Annotated in this window: 20 protein-coding genes; 16 read left to right on the forward strand and 4 right to left on the reverse strand. The window is 69.0% G+C overall.

Features of this window, described 5'->3' with window-relative positions:
* Window positions 1-24 precede the first annotated feature (24 nt).
* From radC to rpsB, 4 genes are all read right to left on the reverse strand, one after another.
* Entirely contained in the window at window positions 25-807 is a 783-nt protein-coding gene (gene radC, locus JCR33_RS24870; protein ID WP_332461137.1) for a RadC family protein, read from the reverse strand.
* A 623-nt stretch (window positions 808-1,430) separates the two neighbouring features.
* On the reverse strand, window positions 1,431-2,246 hold the full coding sequence (map, locus tag JCR33_RS07545; protein ID WP_198881418.1) for a type I methionyl aminopeptidase: 816 nt from the start codon (window positions 2,244-2,246) through the stop codon (window positions 1,431-1,433).
* A gap of 198 nt (window positions 2,247-2,444) precedes the next feature.
* Complete coding sequence (gene sfsA, locus JCR33_RS07550) at window positions 2,445-3,176, reverse strand: DNA/RNA nuclease SfsA (protein WP_198881419.1); 732 nt, start codon at window positions 3,174-3,176, stop codon at window positions 2,445-2,447.
* A 191-nt stretch (window positions 3,177-3,367) separates the two neighbouring features.
* Window positions 3,368-4,225, reverse strand: coding sequence for a 30S ribosomal protein S2 (rpsB, locus tag JCR33_RS07555; protein WP_198881420.1), 858 nt, complete (start codon window positions 4,223-4,225; stop codon window positions 3,368-3,370).
* Between the two features lie 261 nt (window positions 4,226-4,486).
* Between rpsB and can the strand changes: the two genes are divergently transcribed.
* The 16 genes from can to JCR33_RS07635 all read left to right on the forward strand — a co-directional run bounded on the left by can (window position 4,487) and on the right by JCR33_RS07635 (window position 20,757).
* On the forward strand, window positions 4,487-5,092 hold the full coding sequence (gene can / locus JCR33_RS07560) for a carbonate dehydratase (protein WP_198881421.1): 606 nt from the start codon (window positions 4,487-4,489) through the stop codon (window positions 5,090-5,092).
* Between the two features lie 6 nt (window positions 5,093-5,098).
* A complete protein-coding gene (locus tag JCR33_RS07565) occupies window positions 5,099-6,127 on the forward strand; it encodes a bestrophin family protein (protein WP_198881422.1) in 1,029 nt (342 codons plus the stop codon).
* 148 nt (window positions 6,128-6,275) lie between these two features.
* Complete coding sequence (locus tag JCR33_RS07570) at window positions 6,276-6,911, forward strand: carbonic anhydrase (protein ID WP_198881423.1); 636 nt, start codon at window positions 6,276-6,278, stop codon at window positions 6,909-6,911.
* A gap of 239 nt (window positions 6,912-7,150) precedes the next feature.
* The gene (gene tsf / locus JCR33_RS07575; RefSeq protein WP_198881424.1) at window positions 7,151-8,074 is read left to right on the forward strand and encodes a translation elongation factor Ts; all 924 of its coding nucleotides are present in this window, start codon (window positions 7,151-7,153) and stop codon (window positions 8,072-8,074) included.
* Between the two features lie 5 nt (window positions 8,075-8,079).
* Window positions 8,080-8,814 (forward strand): UMP kinase, encoded by a 735-nt coding sequence (pyrH, locus tag JCR33_RS07580; RefSeq protein WP_198881425.1) that lies wholly within the window; start codon window positions 8,080-8,082, stop codon window positions 8,812-8,814.
* Between the two features lie 149 nt (window positions 8,815-8,963).
* Complete coding sequence (gene frr / locus JCR33_RS07585) at window positions 8,964-9,518, forward strand: ribosome recycling factor (protein ID WP_198881426.1); 555 nt, start codon at window positions 8,964-8,966, stop codon at window positions 9,516-9,518.
* Between the two features lie 35 nt (window positions 9,519-9,553).
* Entirely contained in the window at window positions 9,554-10,300 is a 747-nt protein-coding gene (locus JCR33_RS07590) for an isoprenyl transferase (protein WP_332461138.1), read from the forward strand.
* A complete protein-coding gene (locus JCR33_RS07595; RefSeq protein WP_198881427.1) occupies window positions 10,297-11,235 on the forward strand; it encodes a phosphatidate cytidylyltransferase in 939 nt (312 codons plus the stop codon). The genes JCR33_RS07590 and JCR33_RS07595 overlap by 4 nt, the downstream gene beginning before the upstream one ends.
* Complete coding sequence (dxr, locus tag JCR33_RS07600) at window positions 11,232-12,404, forward strand: 1-deoxy-D-xylulose-5-phosphate reductoisomerase (protein WP_198881428.1); 1,173 nt, start codon at window positions 11,232-11,234, stop codon at window positions 12,402-12,404. The genes JCR33_RS07595 and dxr overlap by 4 nt, the downstream gene beginning before the upstream one ends.
* A gap of 113 nt (window positions 12,405-12,517) precedes the next feature.
* Complete coding sequence (gene rseP, locus JCR33_RS07605; protein WP_198881429.1) at window positions 12,518-13,651, forward strand: RIP metalloprotease RseP; 1,134 nt, start codon at window positions 12,518-12,520, stop codon at window positions 13,649-13,651.
* Between the two features lie 169 nt (window positions 13,652-13,820).
* Window positions 13,821-16,139 carry an outer membrane protein assembly factor BamA gene (gene bamA, locus JCR33_RS07610; RefSeq protein WP_198881430.1) on the forward strand — a complete coding sequence of 773 codons (2,319 nt, stop codon included), beginning with the start codon at window positions 13,821-13,823 and terminating at the stop codon, window positions 16,137-16,139.
* Between the two features lie 137 nt (window positions 16,140-16,276).
* Window positions 16,277-17,329 (forward strand): UDP-3-O-(3-hydroxymyristoyl)glucosamine N-acyltransferase, encoded by a 1,053-nt coding sequence (lpxD, locus tag JCR33_RS07615; RefSeq protein ID WP_198881431.1) that lies wholly within the window; start codon window positions 16,277-16,279, stop codon window positions 17,327-17,329.
* 56 nt (window positions 17,330-17,385) lie between these two features.
* A complete protein-coding gene (gene fabZ, locus JCR33_RS07620) occupies window positions 17,386-17,862 on the forward strand; it encodes a 3-hydroxyacyl-ACP dehydratase FabZ (protein WP_198881432.1) in 477 nt (158 codons plus the stop codon).
* Window positions 17,863-17,933: 71 nt separating this feature from the next.
* Complete coding sequence (gene lpxA, locus JCR33_RS07625) at window positions 17,934-18,773, forward strand: acyl-ACP--UDP-N-acetylglucosamine O-acyltransferase (RefSeq protein WP_332461139.1); 840 nt, start codon at window positions 17,934-17,936, stop codon at window positions 18,771-18,773.
* Window positions 18,770-19,597: an LpxI family protein gene (locus JCR33_RS25485; RefSeq protein ID WP_198881434.1), complete on the forward strand. Its 828-nt coding sequence runs from the start codon at window positions 18,770-18,772 to the stop codon at window positions 19,595-19,597. Before lpxA ends, JCR33_RS25485 begins: the two co-directional genes overlap by 4 nt.
* Window positions 19,594-20,757, forward strand: coding sequence for a lipid-A-disaccharide synthase (locus tag JCR33_RS07635; RefSeq protein WP_198881435.1), 1,164 nt, complete (start codon window positions 19,594-19,596; stop codon window positions 20,755-20,757). The genes JCR33_RS25485 and JCR33_RS07635 overlap by 4 nt, the downstream gene beginning before the upstream one ends.
* Window positions 20,758-20,807: the final 50 nt, after the last annotated feature.

Raw genomic sequence — 20,807 nt, forward strand, 5'->3', positions numbered from 1 at the left:
CTCGGCGACGCCGGCAATTTCCAGTCAGATCAAGCCTTCACCGCGGAGCGAGACGTAGCCGTCGCCGCCGATGATGAGGTGGTCGTGCACGGTCACGCCGAGCGGAGTGCCCGCGTCGATGATGCGCGCCGTCATCGCCACGTCGGCCCGCGACGGCGTCGGGTCCCCCGAGGGGTGGTTGTGGACGAGCACGATGGCGCTCGCGCCGTGCTCCAGCGCCCGCTTCATCACCTCGCGCGGATAGACCGGGGTGTGGTCCACCGTTCCCGTCTGCGAGCACTCGGTGGCGAGGAAGCGGTTCTTCTTGTCGAGGTAGAGGACGTGGAATTCCTCCCGCGCGGCGGTGCGCAGGCGGGCGCGGTAGTAGTCGGCGACCGCGTCGGTGGAGCTCAGCGTCTCGCGTGTCGTGAGGGCGGCGTGGGCGAAGCGTTCGGCGGCCGCCCGCACCATGCGGAAGTCGGAGGCCACCTTGTCGCCCACCCCTTCGATCTCCCTGAGGCGGGAGGCGGGGGCGGCGAGGGTTGCGGCGAACGATCCGAAGGTCGCGATCATCGCGTGCGCCATGGGCTTGGTGTCGCGCCGCGGCACGGAGCGGAAGAGGAGGAGCTCCAGGAGCTCGTAGTCGGCGAGCGTCTCGCCGCGATCGAACCGCGCCCTCAGCCGCTCGCGGTGCCCGTCCGTGACCTTCGCCGTCGGCCGCTGTCTCGTGCGCGGGGCGGGGCCGAAGAGGCCCTGCTCTTCGGCCGCGAGGGCGGGTTGGGGCGACGCCGCCTCGCCGACCGCGTCGCCCGGCGGTGCCGTCGACACCGGCGCTGGCGTCGAGGCCGGCGCTGACGTCGAAGTCGGCGTTCGCCGATGCGTGCGGCGGCCGCTATGGCTCCGGCCCGGGGACGGATCGAACAACGGGCCGGCCGGCGGCTGGGGGGCGCGACGGCGGGCCGTGCGGCGAGGAGCCGGCGCGTCGCGATGGTCCGCGGAAGGATCGTCCGACGCCGCGGGGGGAGGGGAGTGCGTGGGCGACCCGCGCGCCGCGTCGGCGGTGCCCGCCGAGGCGGTTCCGGCCGCCTGTGAGCACGGCGCCCCGCGGTGCTTGGAGCCGCTGCGCCCGCGTTCGGCGGACGCAGCCTCGGACGTGGCCGGGGCGGCGGGCGGCATCCGGCCATTCTCGGGCGCGTGCCCCCGCGCGCCGGCCGCCAATCGCAACGCGTCCAGAACGTCCTTCTCGACCGTCATCGCATCCCCCGAGCCTAGCGGAAGGATTGCGGGATACGCGTCGAATTGCAATCTAAAATTTAGATCGTTGATGTCGCGAGCGATCGCCGGAGAGGCTCCCGGCCTCGAGAGGGGGGGGGCCGCCGCCGCTTCGCCGGTACCCGACCGACGGCGCGCGTGCCGCCCTCCGGCCGCGCCGCTCGCCGGGTCGGCGAGCGCTACTCTTGCGGCACCATATAGGGCGATGCGGTGAACACCTCGCAACCGTCCTCGGTCACGCCGACGGAGTGCTCGTATTGGGCCGAGAGGGAGCGGTCGCGGGTGACGGCCGTCCAGCCGTCGGACAGCACCTTCACATGCGGGCGGCCGAGGTTCACCATCGGCTCGATGGTGAAGATCATGCCCGGTTGCAGCCGCACGCCGTCGCCGGGGCGGCCGTAGTGCAGGATGTTGGGCATGTCGTGGAACACCCGCCCCACGCCGTGGCCGCAGAATTCGCGGACCACGGAGCAGCGCTCACCCTCCACGTAGGTCTGGATCGCGGCGCCGATGTCGCCGGTGGTGGCGCCTGGCTTCACCACCTTCACGCCGATGTCGAGGGCCTTCAGCGTGACGTTGAGCAGGCGTTCGGCGGCCCGGCGGATCTGGCCCACGCGGTACATCCGGCTCGAGTCGCCGTGCCACCCGTCGAGGACGAAGGTCACGTCGACGTTGAGCACGTCGCCTTCCTTCAGTGCCTTCTGCGAGGGGATGCCGTGGCACACCACGTGGTTCACCGACGTGCACGTCGCATGGCGGTAGCCGCGGTAGTAGATGGTCGCCGGCAGCACGTTGTGGCGCTCGGCGAAGGCCATCACGAAGTCGTCGATCGCCTTTGTGGTGGTGCCAGGCTCCACGAGTGTCTCGAGCTCGTCGAGACACTTGGCGGCGAGGCCGCCGGCCTGTCGCATCGCTACAAAGGCGTCCGGGCCGTACAGCCGCACCTGACCCGTGTTGCGGGTGGGCGCAGCGTCCGCATCGATGAATTCAACCATGGGTGATGTCGCTCCTCACCCGTCCTATGTCGGAAATCTGACGCGCCGTGGCAAGATCTAACGGTGTCGCCCCGACCAGCTCGGCGGCATGGCCGAGCTGGGGGTTCGATCCAAACGGATCGAACCCCTCGGTTCCCCGTCGAGTGGATCGACCTGTCGAGCCATTCGAGCTGCTAAACCGCAGCCCGCCGGCGTCCACTAGGCGGCGGCGCTCGCGGCGGTCGGCAGGTCCATGATGGGAATGAGGCCGTCGGCCGTGATGCCGTCGCCGTCGAGCCGGCAGCGCAGCGCCGCCATCTCCACGCCGGCGGCGACGGCCCGGTCGAAGGCGGCGCCGTAGGCGGGGTCGATGTGCCGGGCGAGGCGAAAGTGGTCGACGTCGTGGCGTTGGATAAGGAACACCATCAGCGCCCGGTCGCCGGCGCGGACCACGTCGGCGAGGGCGTCGAGATGCTTGGCACCGCGCGCCGTCACGCAGTCGGGGAAGGAGGCTTCGCCCGGCCGCTCCACGAGGTGGACGTTCTTGATCTCCACATAAGTGCGGCCGCCGTCCTCGGCGGTGACGAGAAGGTCGATGCGCTCGGCTCGGCCGTATCGCACCTCCGGGCGCACCTCGCCCGTGGCGGGGAAGGGGGGAAGGCCCGCCCGCGCCATCGCCGCGGCGATGCGGTTCGGGTTCTGCGTGTTGACGCCCACCCACACTCCGCCGCAGTCCACCGCCTCGAGGGTGTGGGCATAGCGCCGCTTGGGATTGTCGGAGACCGACAGGAGCACACGATGGCCGGCCCCGCCGATGCCGGTCATCGCGCCCGTGTTGGGGCAGTGGGCGGTGACGGCGCTGCCGTCCGGTAGCACGACGTCGAGCATGAAGCGCTTGCGCCGTTCCACCCACGTCGCCTCGATGAGGGGGCCGAAGGAATGCGTGATCATCCCGCAAGGATGGCCCGACGAGCGCGAGAGCGGAAGCCGGCGGCGCGCGGCGCGCACAGCTTTTCGCCCGTGCCCGTCGCCCGTGCCCGGCGCCGCGCCAAAAGAAAAACGGCGGGGGTGGCCCGCCGTTTCGAAAGGGTGGCGTGCCGACCGCGGGGCGGCCGGCGGCGCGAGATTGCCCGAGGCGAGCCTCAGGCGGACTGGGTCACTTCCTCGGCCTCGACGTCGCCCGGCGTCGGCTCCATCAGAGCCTCGCTGGAGACGGGCTCCTCGGCGGGAGCCTCCTCCGTGCTCTCCTCGTCGAGGACGGGTTCCAGGGCGAGCTCTTCGGCCTCGCCGAGATCGTAGCCGGAATCACCCTGCGAGCGCAGCAGGCCGTCGAGCGCGGCACGCGAGATCAGGTCGCAATAGAGGGTGATCGCGCGGGCCGCGTCGTCGTTGCCCGGGATCGGGAAGGTGATCCCCTCGGGGTCGCAGTTGGTGTCGAGGATCGCCACGATGGGGATGTTGAGGCGGCGTGCTTCCTGGATCGCGATCGCCTCGCGATTGGTGTCGATCACGAACACGATGTCCGGAACGCCGCCCATCGACTTGATGCCGCCGAGGTTGCGCTCGAGCTTCTCACGCTCGCGGTCGAGGTTGAGCCGCTCCTTCTTGGTGAGGCCCGCCGCCTCGCCCGACATCATCTCCTCGAGGCCGTTGAGGCGCTTGATCGACTGGGAGATGGTCTTCCAGTTGGTCAGCATGCCGCCGAGCCAGCGGGCGTTGACGTAGTATTGCGCGCACTCGGTGGCGGAGTGGGCCACGGCCTCCTGGGCCTGACGCTTGGTGCCGACCATCAGCAGACGGCCGCCCTTGGCGACGGTGTCGGACACCGCCTTCAGCGCCTGGTGGAGGAGGGGCACGGTCTGCGCCAGGTCGATGATGTGGACGTTGTTGCGCGCGCCGAAAATGTAGTCCTGCATCTTCGGGTTCCAGCGGTGCGTCTGGTGGCCGAAGTGCACGCCAGCTTCGAGGAGCTGACGCATCGTGAAATCGGGAAGGGCCATGTCTATCCTATCCGGTTGAGCCGCCACGAGCCTTGCCCTGCTGGGCACCAGAAGTTGAACTGCTCGTGTGAGAGATGGCGCGCATATACGTCAGACGCCGGCCGCGCGCAACCTCTCGTGCCGATCGCCGCGCAGGCTCGGAAATCGGCCGCGTTTTCCGGGGGCGGTGCCGGCCTCGCGGTTGCGCGCTTCGGCGGCGCTACCGTAGGCTGCATCGCCGGCACGCGGCCCCGCGTGCGCTGACGGAGGCCGACCCGACCGATGAGCCAGATCGACCGACTCTTCCAGCGCAACAAGTTCTGGTCCGATCGGATCAAGGAGATCAACCCGGAATATTTCGAGCGTCTGTCCCAGCTTCAGACCCCGGAATTCCTCTGGATCGGGTGCGCCGACAGCCGCGTTCCGGCGAACCAGATCATCGACCTGCCGCCGGGCGAGGTGTTCGTCCACCGCAACATCGCCAACGTGGTGGTGCCCTCCGATCTCAACTGCCTGTCGGTGCTGCAATACGCCGTCGAGGTGCTGAAGGTGCGGCGCATCCTGTTGTGCGGCCACCTCGGCTGCGGCGGCATCCGGGCGGCCTTGTCCGACGAGGACCACGGTCTCATCGACAACTGGCTGAACCACATCCGCCTCGTCCACCGCCTCCACGCCGACGAGCTCGATGCGCTCGACGGCGAGGCGAAGGTGGACCGGCTGTGCGAGCTCAACGTGGTGGAGCAGGTGAAGAACGTCGCCGCCACCACCATCGTGCGCAACGCCTGGAAGCGGGGGCAGGAGCTGTCGATCCACGGCGTGGTCTACAGCCTGAAGGACGGCATCCTGCGCGAGCTCCTCACCCGCGACGCCGACATGCCGAACGGTTGAGGCGCCATGTACGTTCGCGAACGGATCGATCTGCGCCACATCTTCCGCGATTCCTGGCGCGTGATGGTGATTTCGGCGCTGTGGGCGCTGGTGGTGGTGGCGATCTATGACGTCGGAGGTGTCCGCTTCATCGGCATTCCCATCGCGCCGGTGACGACGATCGGCATCGTCGTGTCGCTCTATCTCGGCTTCAAGAGCAACTCGGCCTACAACCGCTGGTGGGAGGCGCGCACCATCTGGGGCGCGATCGTCAACGACAGCCGTATCTGGGCGAACCACTCGCTGACGCTGGTGACGGACGTGCCGGGGGCAGACGCGCGGCAGGCCGCCCATACGCTGATCTACCGCCATCTCGCCTTCGTCAACGCGCTGGCCTTTCAGCTGCGCAAGAACTCGCGGCTGAAGCCCGCCCAGAAGCAGCACGTCTTCGACCGCCGGCTGCAGGACGTCAGCGCCTTCGACACGTCGACACGCGAGTGCTACCGGCGCTACCTCTCGGCGGAGGAGGCGGACGACCTCAACCGCTACGCCAATCCCGCCGTCCACATCGTGCGCAAGCAGGGCGCCCACCTGCAGCGCCTCCTGCGCGACGGCGCGATCGACGACAACCGCATCGTGCAGATGGCGGAGGTGCTCGGCCGCTTCTACGACAGCCAAGGGCGCTGCGAGCGGATCAAGAACGCGCCGTTTCCGCGCCAGATCACCCATTTCGGGCGCATCTTCACCTACATCTTCATGGCGCTGATGCCGCTCGCCCTGATCGAGACCTTCGAGCGCACGCTGTCCGAGCATGATCTCACCCTGTTCGCGGCGCACGAATATATGTTCGTGATGGTGCCGTTCAGCATGGTGATCTCGTGGCTCTTCTACCTCGTCGAGAAGATCAGCGAGAGCTGCGAGGACCCGTTCGAGTGGGGCACCACCGACGTGCCGATCTCGGCGTTGACGCGCACCATCGAGATCGACCTCATGCAGATGCTCGACGAGCCCGACGTTCCGCAGCAGCTGCAGCCGATCGACGGGGTGCTCTACTGAGCCGTCCTCACGCAGATGCAGGGCAGCCGTGCGCGGCCTCGGCGATTGCCGCGTCGGGTCGCCCGCTCTAGGTCACGACCATGCAAAGTTGAGGACCGTGGCGCCGCCCCCGGGTGTGCCGCCGCGCGTCCATGTCTACGGAACGACCATGTGCCAGGATGATGATTGTGGGATCGACGATATTTTCGAGCGCAACCGGCAGTGGGCGGACCGCATCAAGGACGGCACGCCGGACTATTTCCTGAAGCTGTCGCAGCAGCAGGCGCCGGACTATTTCTGGATCGGCTGCTCGGACAGTCGCGTGCCGGCCAACCAGATCATGGATCTGCCGCCGGGCGAGGTGTTCGTCCACCGCAACATCGCCAACGTGGTGGTGCCGTCGGATCTCAACATGCTGTCGGTCCTCCAGTTCGCGGTGGAGGTGCTGCAGGTGAAGCACATCCTGATCACCGGCCACTACGGCTGCGGCGGCGTGCGCGCCGCGCTGTCGGGCGAGGACAACGGCCTCATCGACAACTGGCTGAACCATCTGCGCCTGGTGCACCGCCTCCACGCCGAAGAGATGGCGGGGCTCGAGGGCGAGGAGGCCGTCGACCGCCTGTGCGAGCTCAACGTGGTGGAGCAGGTGCGCAACATCATCAGCACCACGGTGGTGCGCAACGCCTGGGCGCGCGGGCAGAAGCTGTCGATCCACGGCGTCGTCTACGGGCTGAAGGACGGCATCCTGCGCCGCATCGTGACCCACAAGGACGTGCTGGACGATCCGCGCTATCCCGCGAGCTGAGACGGGGCAGGCCGAGGCGAAGTGGGACCCCGATGGCGCGCATGCGTGGTTTGCGTGACATCAGAGGTTTAAATCTCCCTCGCTTTGGCATATCTCCACGCCATCGTGTGCGGTAGTTCAGCCGCCGGGCACCCCGCTCGGCGGCACGAACTGCTGTGCAGGGCTCGACAGCCGCCGCTCAATCGGTGAAGAGGGAGCGGCTTCATTGCGAATTTCAAAGCATCCGGGACAACAAGACAATGACGATCACGGCGCAGCAGGTAAAGGCGCTCCGCGAGAAAACCGGCGTCGGCATGATGGACTGCAAGACGGCGCTGAACGAAACCGGTGGCGACATGGAAGCAGCCGTCGACTGGCTGCGTAAGAAGGGCCTGTCGAAGGCGGCCAAGAAGGCCGACCGCGTGGCCGCCGAAGGCCTCGTCGGTGCCGCCGGCGACGGCACGTCCGCCGCTCTCGTGGAGATCAACTCCGAGACCGACTTCGTGGCGCGCAACGACAAGTTCCAGGAACTCGTGTCGACCATCGCCGGCGAGGCTCTGTCGGCGGGCGGCGATCTCGACGCGCTGAAGGCGAAGCCCTTCCCCGGCACCAGCCGGACGGTGGCCGAAGAGGTGACCGAGAGCGTCGCGACCATCGGCGAGAACATCACGTTGCGGCGCACCGCCTTCCTGTCGGTCGACGAGGGCGTGGTGGCGACCTACCTCCACAACGCGGTGGCGCCCGGCCTCGGCAAGCTCGGCGTGCTCGTGGCGCTGCGCTCGTCCGGCGACAAGGACAAGCTCATGGAGCTCGGCCGCAAGATCGCGATGCACGTCGCCGCGGTGAACCCGATCTCGCTGTCGACCGAAGAGGTCCCGGCCGAGGCGGTGGAGCGCGAGCGCGCGGTCTACGCCGAGCAGGCGCGCGCCTCCGGCAAGCCGGAGCAGATCATCGAGAAGATGGTCGAGGGCCGCATGCGCAAGTTCTACGAGGAGGTCGTGCTCGTGAAGCAGACCTTCGTCGTCAACCCCGACCACACCGTGGAGCAGGCGGTGAAGGAGGCCGAGGCGGACGTGGGTGCGCCCATCACGCTGGTCGCCTTCGTGCGCTTCATGCTCGGCGAGGGCATCGAGAAGGAAGAGTCCGACTTCGCTGCTGAAGTCGCTGCCGCCGCCGGCGTCTGAGCCTGATGGCCTCGTCCAAATCCAAGCCGGCGTCCGAGTGGCGCCGGCTTCTCATCAAGGTCTCCGGCGAGGCGCTGATGGGCGACGGCGACTTCGGCATTTCCCAGCCGACGCTGCAGCGTGTCGCCTCGGAGATCGTCGAGGTCGTGCGGCTCGGGCGCGAGGTCGGCCTCGTCATCGGCGGCGGCAACTTCCTGCGGGGCGCCAACAACGCGCTCACCGCGGTGGACCGCGTCGCCGGCGATCAGATGGGCATGCTCGCCACCGTGATGAACGCGGTGGCGGTCGCCGCCCAGCTGCGCGCCCTCGGCACCGAGGCGGTGGTGCTCTCCGCCATCGACGTGCCGGTGATCTGCGACCGCTTCACCCACCGCGGCGCGCTGAAGCACATGTCGGAAGGCCGCGTCGTGCTGTTTGCGGCGGGCACCGGCCATCCCTTCTTCACCACCGACACCGCCGCGGCGCTGCGGGCGGTGGAGATGGGTTGCGACGCGCTTCTCAAGGGCACCCAGGTTGACGGGGTCTACACGGCCGATCCCAACCGCGATCCCAACGCGAAGCGCTACGAGACACTCTCCCACCACGAGGCCCTGGCCAAGGATCTCGGGGTGATGGACGCGACTTCCATCGCGCTCGCCCGCGACAACGCCCTGCCGATCGTGGTGTTCTCCATCCAGTCGGTGGGAATGCTGCCCAAGGTGGCGCGCGGCGAGGGGCTCTGCACCATCGTGGCCGACTGAACGGGGCGAGGTGCCGTCGCCGCGGTGCGGCGATGGCCAACAGCCGGTGGGCACGCGGCGTGCAAACGTTGCCGAATGCCCCCGGTGCTTGATACGAACGGCGGTCGCGCCCGCAGAGGGCCGTGACCAAGACGGGAAGGATGAACGAGATGAGCGCGGTGGATCTTGACGACCTCAGACGGCGGATGGACGGTGCGCTGCAGGTCCTCAAGCACGAGCTTTCGGGGCTCAGGACCGGCCGCGCCAGCGCGTCGATGCTGGAGCCGATCACCGTCGAAGCCTACGGCGCCACGATGCCGCTGAACCAGGTGGCCACCGTGTCGGTGCCCGAGCCGCGCCTCATCTCGGTGCAGGTGTGGGACCGCTCGATGGCGCAGGCGGTGGAGAAGGCGATCCGCGAGTCGAGCCTCGGCCTCAACCCGGTGGTCGAAGGCCAGCTGATGCGCATCCCCATCCCCGAGCTCAACGCCGAGCGGCGCCAGGAGCTCGTGAAGGTGGCGCACAAGTACGCCGAGCAGGCGCGCATCGCCGTCCGTCACGTCCGTCGCGACGGGATGGAAGAGGTGAAGAAGGCGGAAAAGGACGGTCTCAGCCAGGACGAGATGCGCAACCTCTCCGACCGGATCCAGAAGCTGACCGACGAGAAGGTCGCCGAGATCGACGCCATCGTCGACCACAAAGAGCAAGAAATCTCGCAGATCTGACAGTGAGCCAGGACGCCCTCCCATCCGGGCCGCCCGTGGCCCTGGGTTCGGCCGGCGGATCCGGAGGGCTGCCGCGTCACGTCGCGATCATCATGGACGGCAACGGCCGATGGGCGGCGCGGCGGGGGCTGCCCCGCACCCTCGGCCATCGCAAAGGGGTGGAGGCGGTGCGCCGCATCGTCCGCCACGCCGGCAACCGCGGCGTCGAGGTGCTGACCCTCTTCGCCTTCTCGCGCGAGAACTGGAGCCGGCCCGCCCGCGAGATCGCTGAGCTTCTCTCCCTGCTGCGCTTCTTCATCCGCAACGATCTCGCCGAGCTCGCCGGCAACGGCGTCGCCGTCAACGTGATCGGCTCACGCGACGATCTGTCCGACGATCTCCTCGACCTGATCGCGGAGGCCGAGGCGCGGACCGCCGGCAACGACCGCATGCAGCTTCTCCTCGCCTTCAATTATGGCGGGCGGGACGAGATCGTGCGGGCGGCTCGCCGGATCGCCGAGGCCGCGGCACGGGGCGATCTCGATCCCGCGGCGCTTGACGAGAGCGCGTTTTCATCCTTCCTCGATACGGCAAATTTTCCTGATCCGGATCTCGTGATCCGCACCAGCGGCGAGCTGCGCGTGTCGAACTTTCTCCTCTGGCAGTCGGCCTATGCCGAGTATGCCTTCCCGAGCGTGCTCTGGCCCGACTTCGACGAAGCCCTCTTCGACGAAGCCTTGGCGGACTTTGCCAACCGCGACCGGCGCTTCGGGGCGGTCCCGGTGTCGATCGCCCGGCCGTGAGCGAGCGGCGCTGGTCCGGCCGGGTACGGCTGCGCGAGCGGCTCGCGCGGCGCCCGCCCACCCGCATCCGCGAGAGGGTTCGGGCGCTGCGGCGGCGCTTCGTGTTCCACCGCGAGCTGCGGCTGCGGATGATCTCGGCCGCGGTGCTGGTGCCGGCGGTGCTCGTCCTCACCTGGTACGACGAGGCCTCTTTCGCCGGCGTCGTCCTGCTCATCGGTGTGCTTGTCTATCACGAGTGGATCCGGATGATCGGCGGTGGCCACCTCTTGCTATTGCGCTGGATCGGCTGGCTCGGCCTCGCCGCGGTGGCGGTGCTCGCTTTTACCCGGCCGGTCGAGACCGCGCTCGCGGCGCTGCTCGTCACGGTGGCGGTGTCGGCGCTGGTCGCCTCGCGGCATCGCTTCGACATCGCCGTGCGCTGGGTGGTCGCGGGGCTTCTTTATTCCGGCGCGGCGATGATCGCCCTCATCGAGCTGCGCAAGGGGGCGGACGGGTTCGGCGCCGTCGTCTTCGTGTTTCTGATCGCCTGGGCCACCGACACCGCCGCCTTCTTCGTGGGCCGCCAGATCGGCGGGCCGCGCCTGTGGCGCCGCATCTCGCCGTCGAAGACCTGGTCGGGCGCCGTCGGCGGGCTGCTCGCCGGCACCGTGTTCGGGGCGCTGGTGGCGTCCTGGCTCGGCGCCAACATCGGCGTCGCGACGATCCTCGCGGCCGCCGTCGTGGCGGTGTCGGCGCAGGCGGGCGACCTCCTGGAATCGGCGGCGAAGCGGCGCTTCGCGGTGAAGGACGCCGGCAGCCTCATCCCCGGCCATGGCGGGGTGATGGACCGGGTGGACGGGCTCGTGACGGCGAGCCTCGTGACCGCGCTCCTCGGCGCGGTGGCGGCGGCAGAGACACCGGCATCCGGTCTCCTGTCGCTGATGGGGCGGCTGTGAGCGGGGCGGGCAAGCGCGTCGTTCTCCTCGGGGCCACCGGCTCGGTGGGCACTTCGGCGCTGGCGGCCATCGAGGCGGGGGGCTTCTCCCTCGTCGGCGTCGCCGCCAACCGCGACGTCGCGGCCCTCGCCGCCATCGCCGAGAAGCATCGCCCGGAGCTGACCGTGGTGGCCGACGAGCGGGCGGCGGCCGGCCTTTCCGACCGCCTCGCACCGCTCGGCCTCGCCTCGGCGGCCGGCGGCGCGGCGCTCGCCGACCTCGCCGCCATGGAGGCCGACGCCGTGGTGCTGGCGGTGCCGGGATTTGCCGCGCTGCGCCCCGCGCTCGCGGCGGTTGGCGCCGGGCGGGTGGTGTGCCTTGCCAACAAGGAGTGCCTCGTCGCCGCCGGCGAACTGGTGCGCACGCGGGCGCGGGCCGCGGGGGCGACGATCCTCCCCATCGATTCAGAACACAACGCCATCTTCCAGGTGTTTCGCGACGATGCGCTCGACGCCATCGAGCGCATCGTCTTGACGGCCTCCGGCGGCCCCTTCCGCACCGCCTCGCGCGAGGCGATGGCCGCCGCCCGGCCGAGCGACGCGCTGCGCCATCCCAACTGGTCGATGGGCGCCAAGATCTCGATCGATTCGGCGACCATGATGAACAAGGGCCTCGAGGTGATCGAGGCTCACCACCTCTTCCCCGTCGGGCCGGAGCGGATCGGGGTGGTGGTGCATCCCCAGTCGATCGTGCACGGCATGGTGCACTATCGCGACGGCTCCTGCCTCGCCCATCTGTCCAACCCCACGATGGTGACGCCCATCGCCCACGCCCTCCATTATCCGGGGCGGGGCAGCGCGCCCGTCGCTCCGCTCGACCTCGTCGCCATCGGCAGCTGCACCTTCGAGGCGCCCGACGAGATCCGCTTCCCGGCGCTGCGTCTCGCCCGCGAGGCGCTTGCGCAAGGCGGGGTCGCCACCAATGTGCTCAATGCGGCCAACGAGGTGGCCGTCGCGGCGTTTCTCGAGGAGCGGATCGGCTTTCTCGACATCGCCCGCGTGGTGGAGGAGACTCTGGAGGCGAGCGTGGGGCGAGGGCTTGCGGTCAGTACTCTCGACGAGGTCGAGGCGACCGATGCGGAGGCGCGACGCCTCGCCAGCTTGTCACTGGCCGCCGCGGCGCCGACCTGAGAAAGACATAGAGACGGCGCGATCGTGGATCGTCGCCGTAGAGGCCAACGCACCGCTGCCCGTGCCGATCGAATCGGCGACGCTGGCGGAACGGTTGAAGGAAGACGAACACGATGGACTGGATCACATCCTTCGGTGCGAATGCGGCAAGCTACATCCTGCCGTTCCTCTTCGTGCTCGGCATCATCATCTTCGTGCATGAGATGGGGCACTTCCTCGTCGCCCGCTGGTGCGGTGTGGCGGTGGACGCCTTCTCGATCGGCTTCGGGCCCGAGCTTCTCGGCTGGGTCGACCGGCACGGCACGCGCTGGAAGCTCTCCGCCATCCCGCTCGGCGGCTACGTGAAGTTCGCCGGCGACGAGAACGCCGCGAGTGTCCCGGACCGCGCGGTGCTCGCCGCGATGAACGAGGAGGAGCGCCGCACCAGCTTCTTCCTGAAGCCGCTGTGGCAGCGTGCGGCGATCGTGGCGGCCGGACCCGTCGCCAACTTCATCCTCGCCATCGCCATCTTCTCGATCTTCTTCATGATCTCCGGGCGGCCGGTGGCCGACGCCGTGGTCTCGGCCGTGGAGCCCGACAGCCCCGCCGCGGCGGCCGGCTTCGAGCCCGGCGACGTGATCGTCGCCATCGACGGCGACAAGGTGCGCTCCTTTTCCACAGTGCAGCGGACCGTGGCGAGCGCCGCCGGGTCGCCACTCACCTTCACTGTGGAGCGGGGCGGCGAACGGCTCGAGCTCGTCGCCACACCGGAGCTGCGCGAGCTCACCGACCCGTTCGGCAATCCCTATTCGTCCGGCGTTCTGGGCGTCCGGCGCGAGGTGGGGGCCGAGGGCATCCCGCGCGAGCGGCTCGGGCCCATCGGCGCCATCGGCGCCGGCGCGGCCGAGACCTGGTACATCACCACCCGCACGGTGGACGTGGTGACCGGCATCTTCAGCGGCACCCAGTCCGCCTCGCAGCTCGGCGGGCCGATCCGCGTCGCCCAGCTGTCGGGGGAGGTCGCCGGCCTCGGCATCGCCGCTCTCTTCAGCCTCGCGGCGATGCTGTCGGTCTCCATCGGCCTGATCAATCTCCTGCCGGTGCCGATGCTCGATGGCGGCCATCTCCTCTTCTATCTCATCGAAGGGGTGCGCGGCCGGCCGCTGTCGGAGCGGGCTCAGGACGTCGGCTTCCGCATCGGCCTCGCCCTGGTGCTGCTGCTTATGGGTTTCGCAACCTTTAACGACATTGTTCACCTCACGTCCTAGGGAGCGTTGCTCTGGCGCAACGGTCCCTTAGCAAACAAGGCTCTCCGAGGGCTCTACGCCTTGTTCTGACAGCCTGGTGCGAGCATAGCTTGGTCGGGTCGCCAAGTTACCGGCGGCTCCGTTGAAGCGAGGCACCGTCCCGTCCATGTTCCTTCGTCCGGGCCCCATGATGCGAAATCTCCTCCGCGCGTTGGCGCTGGTTGCCATAGTCGGCACCTGCGTCGTCACCGTCGCCGCTCCGGCGCTTGCCGCCGTCGTCAGTCGGATCGTCGTGGAGGGCAACAGCCGCGTCGACGATGCGACGGTCGAAGCCTACCTCACCATACGCCCCGGCGAGTCCTTCGGACCCAGGCAGATCGACGAGAGCATCGACACGCTCTTCGCGACCGGCCTGTTCCAGGACGTGACGATCAATCAGCAAGGCGGCTCGCTGGTGGTGCGGGTGGTCGAGAACCCAGTCATCAGCCGGGTGTCGTTCGAGGGAAACCGCCGCGTTTCGGACGAGATCTTGGAGGGGACCGTGCAGAGCCGGTCCCGTTCGATGTTCTCGCGCACCCAGGTGCAGGCCGACGTGCAGCGCATTCTCGAGGTCTACCGCCGCCGCGGCAGCTACCTCGCGACCGTCGAGCCGCAGACCATCAACCGGGGCGAGAACCGCGTCGACCTGATCTTCAACATCAACGAGGGCGACAAGACGAAGGTCGCCCGCATCACCTTCATCGGCAACGGCTCCTTCTCCGATGCGCGCCTGCGCGACGTGATCCAGACCAAGGAGAGCGGCTGGCTCGGCTGGCTGCGCTCGTCGGACACCTACGATCCGGAGCGCCTGCAGGCCGATCAGGATCTGCTGCGGCGGTTCTATTTCAATCGCGGCTTCGCCGATTTCCGCATCCTGTCGGCGACGGCCGACTATGACCGCGAGCGGAACGCCTTCTTCATCACCTTCACCCTCGACGAGGGCGAGCAGTACAAGTTCGGCTCCGTGCGGGTCGACACGACGCTCGCCGACCTCGATCCGGAGCAGCTCGAGCGCAAGGTCGACAGCCGCCCCGGCCGCCGCTACTCGGCCGAGCAGATCGAGAAGTCGATGGAAGACCTGACGCTTGCCGCCAACCGCCAGGGCTACCCCTTCGCCTCGGTGGTGCCGACGGGTGAGCGCAACTTCGAGGAAGGCACCATCGACGTCGTCTACCGCGTCGACCAGGGCCAGCAGGCTTACATCGAGCGCATCGACATCGTGGGCAACACGACGACACGCGACTACGTGATCCGCCGCGAGTTCGACGTGTCGGAGGGCGACGCCTACAACCGCGTCCTCCTCGACCGCGCCGAGCGCCGGCTGCGCGCCCTCGGCTTCTTCGAGAACGTGCGCATCACCACCTCGCAGGGCTCCGAGCCCGACCGCGTGATCGTCACCGTGACGGTGCAGGAGAAGGCGACGGGTAAGGTCTCCTTCGGTATCGGCTACTCGACCTCCGACGGCGTCGTCGGCGACCTCTCGGTCGAGGAGGCCAACTTCCTCGGTCGCGGCCAGTACGTGAAGGCGTCGATCGGCGGTGGCGCGAACACCCAGGAGGCGGAGTTCTCGTTCACCGAGCCCTACCTCTTCGGCCGTCGCATCTCCGCGGGCTTCGACCTCTACACCCGCATCAGCGAGGAGCACGACACCCAGGCCTACGACATGAACGAGACCGGTGGCGGGCTGCGCTTCGGTCTGCCGATCACGGAAGAGACGTCGGTGCAGGTCTTCTACAACCTGTTCAACCGCGACGTGAGCGTGGACGAGAGCGACTGCGCCGCCGGCAATCTGTCGCTCGCCGTCTGCGACTCCGCGGGAGGCCGGATCACCTCGCTGATCGGCGTGTCGCTGGTCTACAACACCCTCGACGACCAGTATAATCCGTCCGAAGGCATCTACGCCAAGGCGACCACGGAGTTCGCCGGCCTCGGTGGCGACACCTACTTCTGGCGCAACACCGCCAAGGCCCGCTACTATCACGAGGTCGTCCCGGCCTTCGGTGTGGTCGGCCTCCTCGGCATCGAGGGCGGTGCGATGCAGGCGCTCAACGACGACCTGCGCATCCAGGACCAGTTCTTCGTGGGTGGCAGCAAGCTGCGCGGCTTCGACTCCTCCGGTATCGGTCCGCGCGACCGGGCGACCGGCGAAGCCCTCGGCGGCCGCTACTACTTCACGGCCACCGCCGAGGCGACGTTCCCGATCCCCTTCCTGCCGCCCGAGGCGGGCCTGTCGGGTGCCGTCTTCGCCGACGCCGGCTCGCTGTGGGGCGTCGATCCCGACATCATGTCGCGCAACGGCGGCTCGAACTCGGTGGTGTCGAACGACTTCCACCTGCGTGCCTCCGGTGGTCTCGGTGTGCTGTGGCGCTCGCCCTTCGGCCCGATCCGCGCCGACTTCGCCGTGCCCTTCATCAAGGAGGACGTCGACGAGACCCAGGTGTTCCGTCTCTCCGGCGGCACCCAGTTCTGATCGCACCCACCGCGACGAACCAGTTGAACGCCGCCCCTCGGGCGGCGTTCTCATTTGACAGCGTCGCCGCGACGGACCACTGAGGGGCCGCCGGGGCGCTCCCGGCCCGCATCCACCTCGGAGCCTGCACGATCGCGATGACGAGCCGCTTCTTTCCCCCCGCCGAACCGCAGACCCTCGGAACCGTGGCCGACGCCGTCGGCGCCAAGGTGGACGAGGCCGCCCGCGAGCGCATCATGACCGACGTGATGCCCCTCGACACGGCAGGACCCGAGCACGTGTCCTTCCTGCGCGACGCCAAGCACCGCGCCGCCCTCGCCACCACCAAGGCCGGCGCCGTCTTCTGCGAGGCGCGCTTCGCCGCCGAGATGCCCGAGGGCAGCATCGCCCTCGTGACTCCCTATCCGGACAACGCCTTCGGCCTCGCCGCCGGCCTCTTCCATCCCTCCGCCATGCGGCCGCGGCCGCTGACGGCACGCGCCGGCGGCGAGATCGCCACGACTGCCATCATCGAGGAGCCGGAGGGGCTCGAGGCCAACGTGATCGTCGAGGCCTTCGCCGTCATCGCGCGCGGCGTCGAGATCGGCCGCGGCACCGTCATCGGCCCCAACGTGGTCATCGGGCCGGGCTGCACCATCGGCCGCAACGCGGTGATCGGCGCCAACTCCACGATCCAGTGCGCCCACATCGGCGATCGGGTGATCATCCATCCCGGTGTGCGCATCGGTCAGGACGGCTTCGGCCTCGCCCGCACGCCCGATGGCTACCGCAAGGTGCCGCAGGTGGGCTCGGTGGTGATCCAGGACGATGTGGAGATCGGCGCCAACACCACCATCGACCGCGGCTCCCGGCGCGACACGGTGATCGGCAAGGGCACCAAGATCGACAACCAGGTGCAGATCGGCCACAACGTGGTCATGGGGTGCCACTGCGTCATCGCCGGCTGCGTCGGCATCTCCGGCTCCGTCACCATGGGCGACTATGTGACCCTCGGCGGCCATGTCGGCCTGCGCGACGGCATCACGCTCGGCTCCGGCTCCTCGGTCGCCGGCAAGTCGGGCGTGGGCGAGGACGTCCCGGCCGGCGCCACCTATGCCGGTCTACCCGCCACCGACGCCCGCCGCTACCTCGCCGAACGGATGGCCATCGGCCGCCTGATGCGCAAAAAAGGCGGCGCTTCAAATTCCTGAGTGCGCCGCTTATGGTGTGCATTCTTGGCGATCAATAGGGTACGAAAGTCGACGAAATGGATGGAGGAGCAGACCTCACGGAGGTCAAGACAACGGTTGAATCGGCCGAGATCCGGGACGTTCTGACGTATCTCCCCCACCGCTATCCGTTCCTGATGATCGACCGTGTCACGAACATCGATCAAGACCGATTCGGGATCGGGATCAAGAATGTGACGATCAACGAGCCGCAGTTCCAGGGCCATTTCCCGGCTGCCCCGGTGATGCCGGGGGTTCTCCTCATCGAGGGCATGGCACAGACGGCGGGCGTCCTGTGCGTCATCGCCCAGGGGTTGGAAAGCCCGTCGCTGGTCTATTTCATGACCATCGACAAGGCGAAGTTCAGAAAGCCCGTCGTGCCCGGCGACGTTGTGGAGTACCACATGACCAAGGAGCGTCAGCGCGGCAACATCTGGCGCTTCCACGGCAAGGCCATCGTGCGCGACCAGGTGGTTGCGGAGGCCGACGTGAGCGCGATGATCGTGCGCGACTGAGCGAGACGTTCGATGTGTAAGGCGTACCACGAGGCCCCGCCCGCCGGCGGCGCCTCCCTGTCTCCGGTGGGGTGCTCTTGAGCATTCATCCGACCGCGATCGTCGCCCCGGGCGCCCGGTTGGGCGAGGGGGTGGAGATCGGCCCCTATGCCGTGATCGGCGAGACCGTCACGCTCGGCGATCACGTGAGCGTCGGCCCCAACGTGGTCCTGACGGGGCGCACCACCATCGGTGCCGGCTCCAGGCTCCATCCGGGCGTCGTCGTGGGCGAGCCGCCGCAGGACTTCTCCTATCGCGGCGAGGACGTCTCGGTGGAGATCGGTGAGCGCTGCATCCTGCGCGAGCACGTGACCGTCCACGCCGGAACCGCGCGCGGGCACGCCCGCACCGTCGTCGGCAACGACTGCTTCTTCATGGTCGGCGTCCATGTCGGCCACGACTGCATCGTCGGCAACAGCGTGACCTTGTCGAACAACGTGCTCCTCGCCGGCCACACGAGCCTCGGCGACTATGTGCTGATCGGCGGCGGCGCGGCCATCGTCCAGCGCGTGCGGATCGGCGCCTACGCCTTCATCAGCGGCCTTTCGGGAGTGACGAAGGACGTGGTGCCCTTCGCCTACGTCATCGGCCATCGGGGGCGGCTCGACAGCCTCAACCTCGTCGGCCTCAAGCGGCGCGGCTTCGACCGTACGCAGATCCGCACCCTGCTCGACGCCTACGCCATCCTGTTCGCCGAGGAGGGGCTGTTCCGCGACCGCCTCGACCGCCTCAGGGCGGAGATGGGCGAAGAGGCGCTGGTGAAGGAGATCCTCGCCTTCATCGACGCCGGCCGCAATCGGCCGCTGCTTCAGCCGCTCGGCAAGCACGATCACATCGCCGACGATCCCGATCTTCTCGAAGCCGGGGTGTGAGCGAGCCTCTCGCCATCATCGCCGGCGCCGGGGCGCTGCCCTGGGAGGCGGCGCAGGCGATCGCCCCACGCCGCCCGGTGATCGTCTTCGCGATCGACAAGGAAGCCGATGCCGGCCCTGCCGACATCGAGACCCATCGCCTCGGCTACGGCCAGATCGGCCGGCTCGTGAAGACGATGGAGGCGCGCGGCTGCCGCGATCTCCTCTTCCTCGGCGCGATCCGCTCCCGCCCCGACTACACCCGCATCCTCGGCGACATCGAAACGCTGAAGCTGGTGCCGAAGATCGTTCGCGCCGCCGTCGGTGGCGACGACAGCATCGTGCGCAACGTGCTCGCCCTTTTCGAGGCGGAGGGCTTCCGCATCGTGTCGGTGGCCGACGCCGTGCCGGAGCTTCTGGCGCCCGTGGGGCAGCTCGGTCGCCACGCTCCCGACGCGGCACACGAGAGCGACATCGCCCTCGGCGCCGGCTTTCTCGATGCGACCGCGCCCTTCGACGTCGGCCAGGCGGTGGTGGTGGCCGAAACGCGCATCGTCGCGGTGGAGGGGGCGGAGGGCACCGACCGGATGCTCGAGCGCTGCGCCGCCTTGCGGGCGGAGAAGCGCTTCCGCGCCCGCCGCGGCGCCGGCGTTCTCGTCAAGCGGGCGAAGCGCGGGCAGGACATGCGCGCCGACGTTCCCGTCGTGGGGGCGGCGACGCTCCGGCGGGTGCTCGACGCCGGCTTCGGCGGCATCGCCGTCGAGGCCGGGCGCACGATCATCGCCGAGCGCGCCGAGATGATCCGGATGGCGGACAAGGCCCGCGCCTTCGTGATCGCCCGATGAGGCGGCTGCGCGTCGCGATCCTCGCCGGCGAGGCCTCCGGCGACCATCTCGGCGGCGCGCTGATGCACGCCATCGCCGCGCGCCGCGCAGTGGAGTGGATGGGGGTCGGCGGCGAGGACATGATGGCGGCGGGTCTCGATCCCATCTTCCCGCTCGACGAGATCTCGGTGATGGGGATCGACGCCATCGTCCGCCGCCTGCCGCAGCTTCTGTCGCGCATCCGGGAGGCGGCGGAGCGGGTCGTGGCGTTCGCGCCCGACGTCGTCGTGATCATCGATGCACCGGAGTTCAACCACCGCGTCGCGAAGCGGGTGCGCAAGGCGCTGCCGGGCGTGCCGATCGTCAACTATGTGAGCCCGACGATATGGGCCTGGCGTCCGGGGCGGGCGAAGGCGATGCGCCCCTATGTGGATCTCGTCCTCGCCCTCTTTCCGTTCGAGCCGGAGGCCCATGCCCGCCTCGGCGGTCCGCGCTGTGTCTATGTCGGCCACCCGCTCTACGAGGCGACGGCCGCAACGGTGCCGCCGGGCGAGACGCTGCTCGTCCTGCCCGGCAGCCGGCGCGGCGAGATCGACCGTCTGATGCCCGTCTTCGGCGCCGCGATCGGCCGCCTCGCGCCGGCACTGCCGGTGGAGCTGCTCGCCGTTCCCTGGCAGCGCAAGCGCATCGAGGCGCATCTGGCGGACTGGCCGGTGCAGCCCGCCATCGTCTCCGGCCCCGGCGCGAAGGCGCAAGCCTTCGCCAAGGCGCGGGCCGCGCTCGCCGCCTCGGGCACCGTGACGCTGGAGCTCGCCGCGGCGCGGGTGCCGATGGTGGTCGCCTACAAGCTCGACTTCGCCTACCGGCAGGTCAAGCGGCTCCACTGGCTCCTGCCCATCGTGAAGGCGCCGTCGATGGTGCTCGCCAACATCGCGATCGGCCGCAACGACATTCCGGCCTTCCTGGAGGAAGACGCCAATCCGGAGGCGCTCGCCGCCGCGCTCGCCCCGCTTCTTAAGCCGGAGAGCGAGGCCCGCGCGCTACAGATGCGCGCGTTCGACGACTTCGCCGCCGAGATGGCCGTCGCGACCTCCCCGGCCGAGCAGGCGGCCGATGCGGTGCTGTCCGTCCTGCCCCCGTCCGCCGCCGAGGACAGCGGGAGCGGCGCCACGGGGGCATGACGCAGGGGCGGCACTCGCCGCGACGGTCGCTCGCACCTGCATACCGTCCG

This window comes from Acuticoccus mangrovi (genome assembly GCF_016411865.1).
GTDB classification, from domain to species: Bacteria; Pseudomonadota; Alphaproteobacteria; order Rhizobiales; family Amorphaceae; genus Acuticoccus; species Acuticoccus mangrovi.

Coding starts and splice junctions, on each gene's coding strand:
- map (WP_198881418.1), bottom strand. CDS start 2,246: ATGGTTGAATTCATCGATGCGGACGCTGCGCCCACCCGCAACACGGGT.
- sfsA (WP_198881419.1), bottom strand. CDS start 3,176: ATGATCACGCATTCCTTCGGCCCCCTCATCGAGGCGACGTGGGTGGAA.
- rpsB (WP_198881420.1), bottom strand. CDS start 4,225: ATGGCCCTTCCCGATTTCACGATGCGTCAGCTCCTCGAAGCTGGCGTG.
- can (WP_198881421.1), top strand. CDS start 4,487: ATGAGCCAGATCGACCGACTCTTCCAGCGCAACAAGTTCTGGTCCGAT.
- JCR33_RS07565 (WP_198881422.1), top strand. CDS start 5,099: ATGTACGTTCGCGAACGGATCGATCTGCGCCACATCTTCCGCGATTCC.
- JCR33_RS07570 (WP_198881423.1), top strand. CDS start 6,276: ATGTGCCAGGATGATGATTGTGGGATCGACGATATTTTCGAGCGCAAC.
- tsf (WP_198881424.1), top strand. CDS start 7,151: ATGACGATCACGGCGCAGCAGGTAAAGGCGCTCCGCGAGAAAACCGGC.
- pyrH (WP_198881425.1), top strand. CDS start 8,080: ATGGCCTCGTCCAAATCCAAGCCGGCGTCCGAGTGGCGCCGGCTTCTC.
- frr (WP_198881426.1), top strand. CDS start 8,964: ATGAGCGCGGTGGATCTTGACGACCTCAGACGGCGGATGGACGGTGCG.
- rseP (WP_198881429.1), top strand. CDS start 12,518: ATGGACTGGATCACATCCTTCGGTGCGAATGCGGCAAGCTACATCCTG.
- bamA (WP_198881430.1), top strand. CDS start 13,821: ATGCGAAATCTCCTCCGCGCGTTGGCGCTGGTTGCCATAGTCGGCACC.
- lpxD (WP_198881431.1), top strand. CDS start 16,277: ATGACGAGCCGCTTCTTTCCCCCCGCCGAACCGCAGACCCTCGGAACC.
- fabZ (WP_198881432.1), top strand. CDS start 17,386: ATGGATGGAGGAGCAGACCTCACGGAGGTCAAGACAACGGTTGAATCG.
- JCR33_RS07635 (WP_198881435.1), top strand. CDS start 19,594: ATGAGGCGGCTGCGCGTCGCGATCCTCGCCGGCGAGGCCTCCGGCGAC.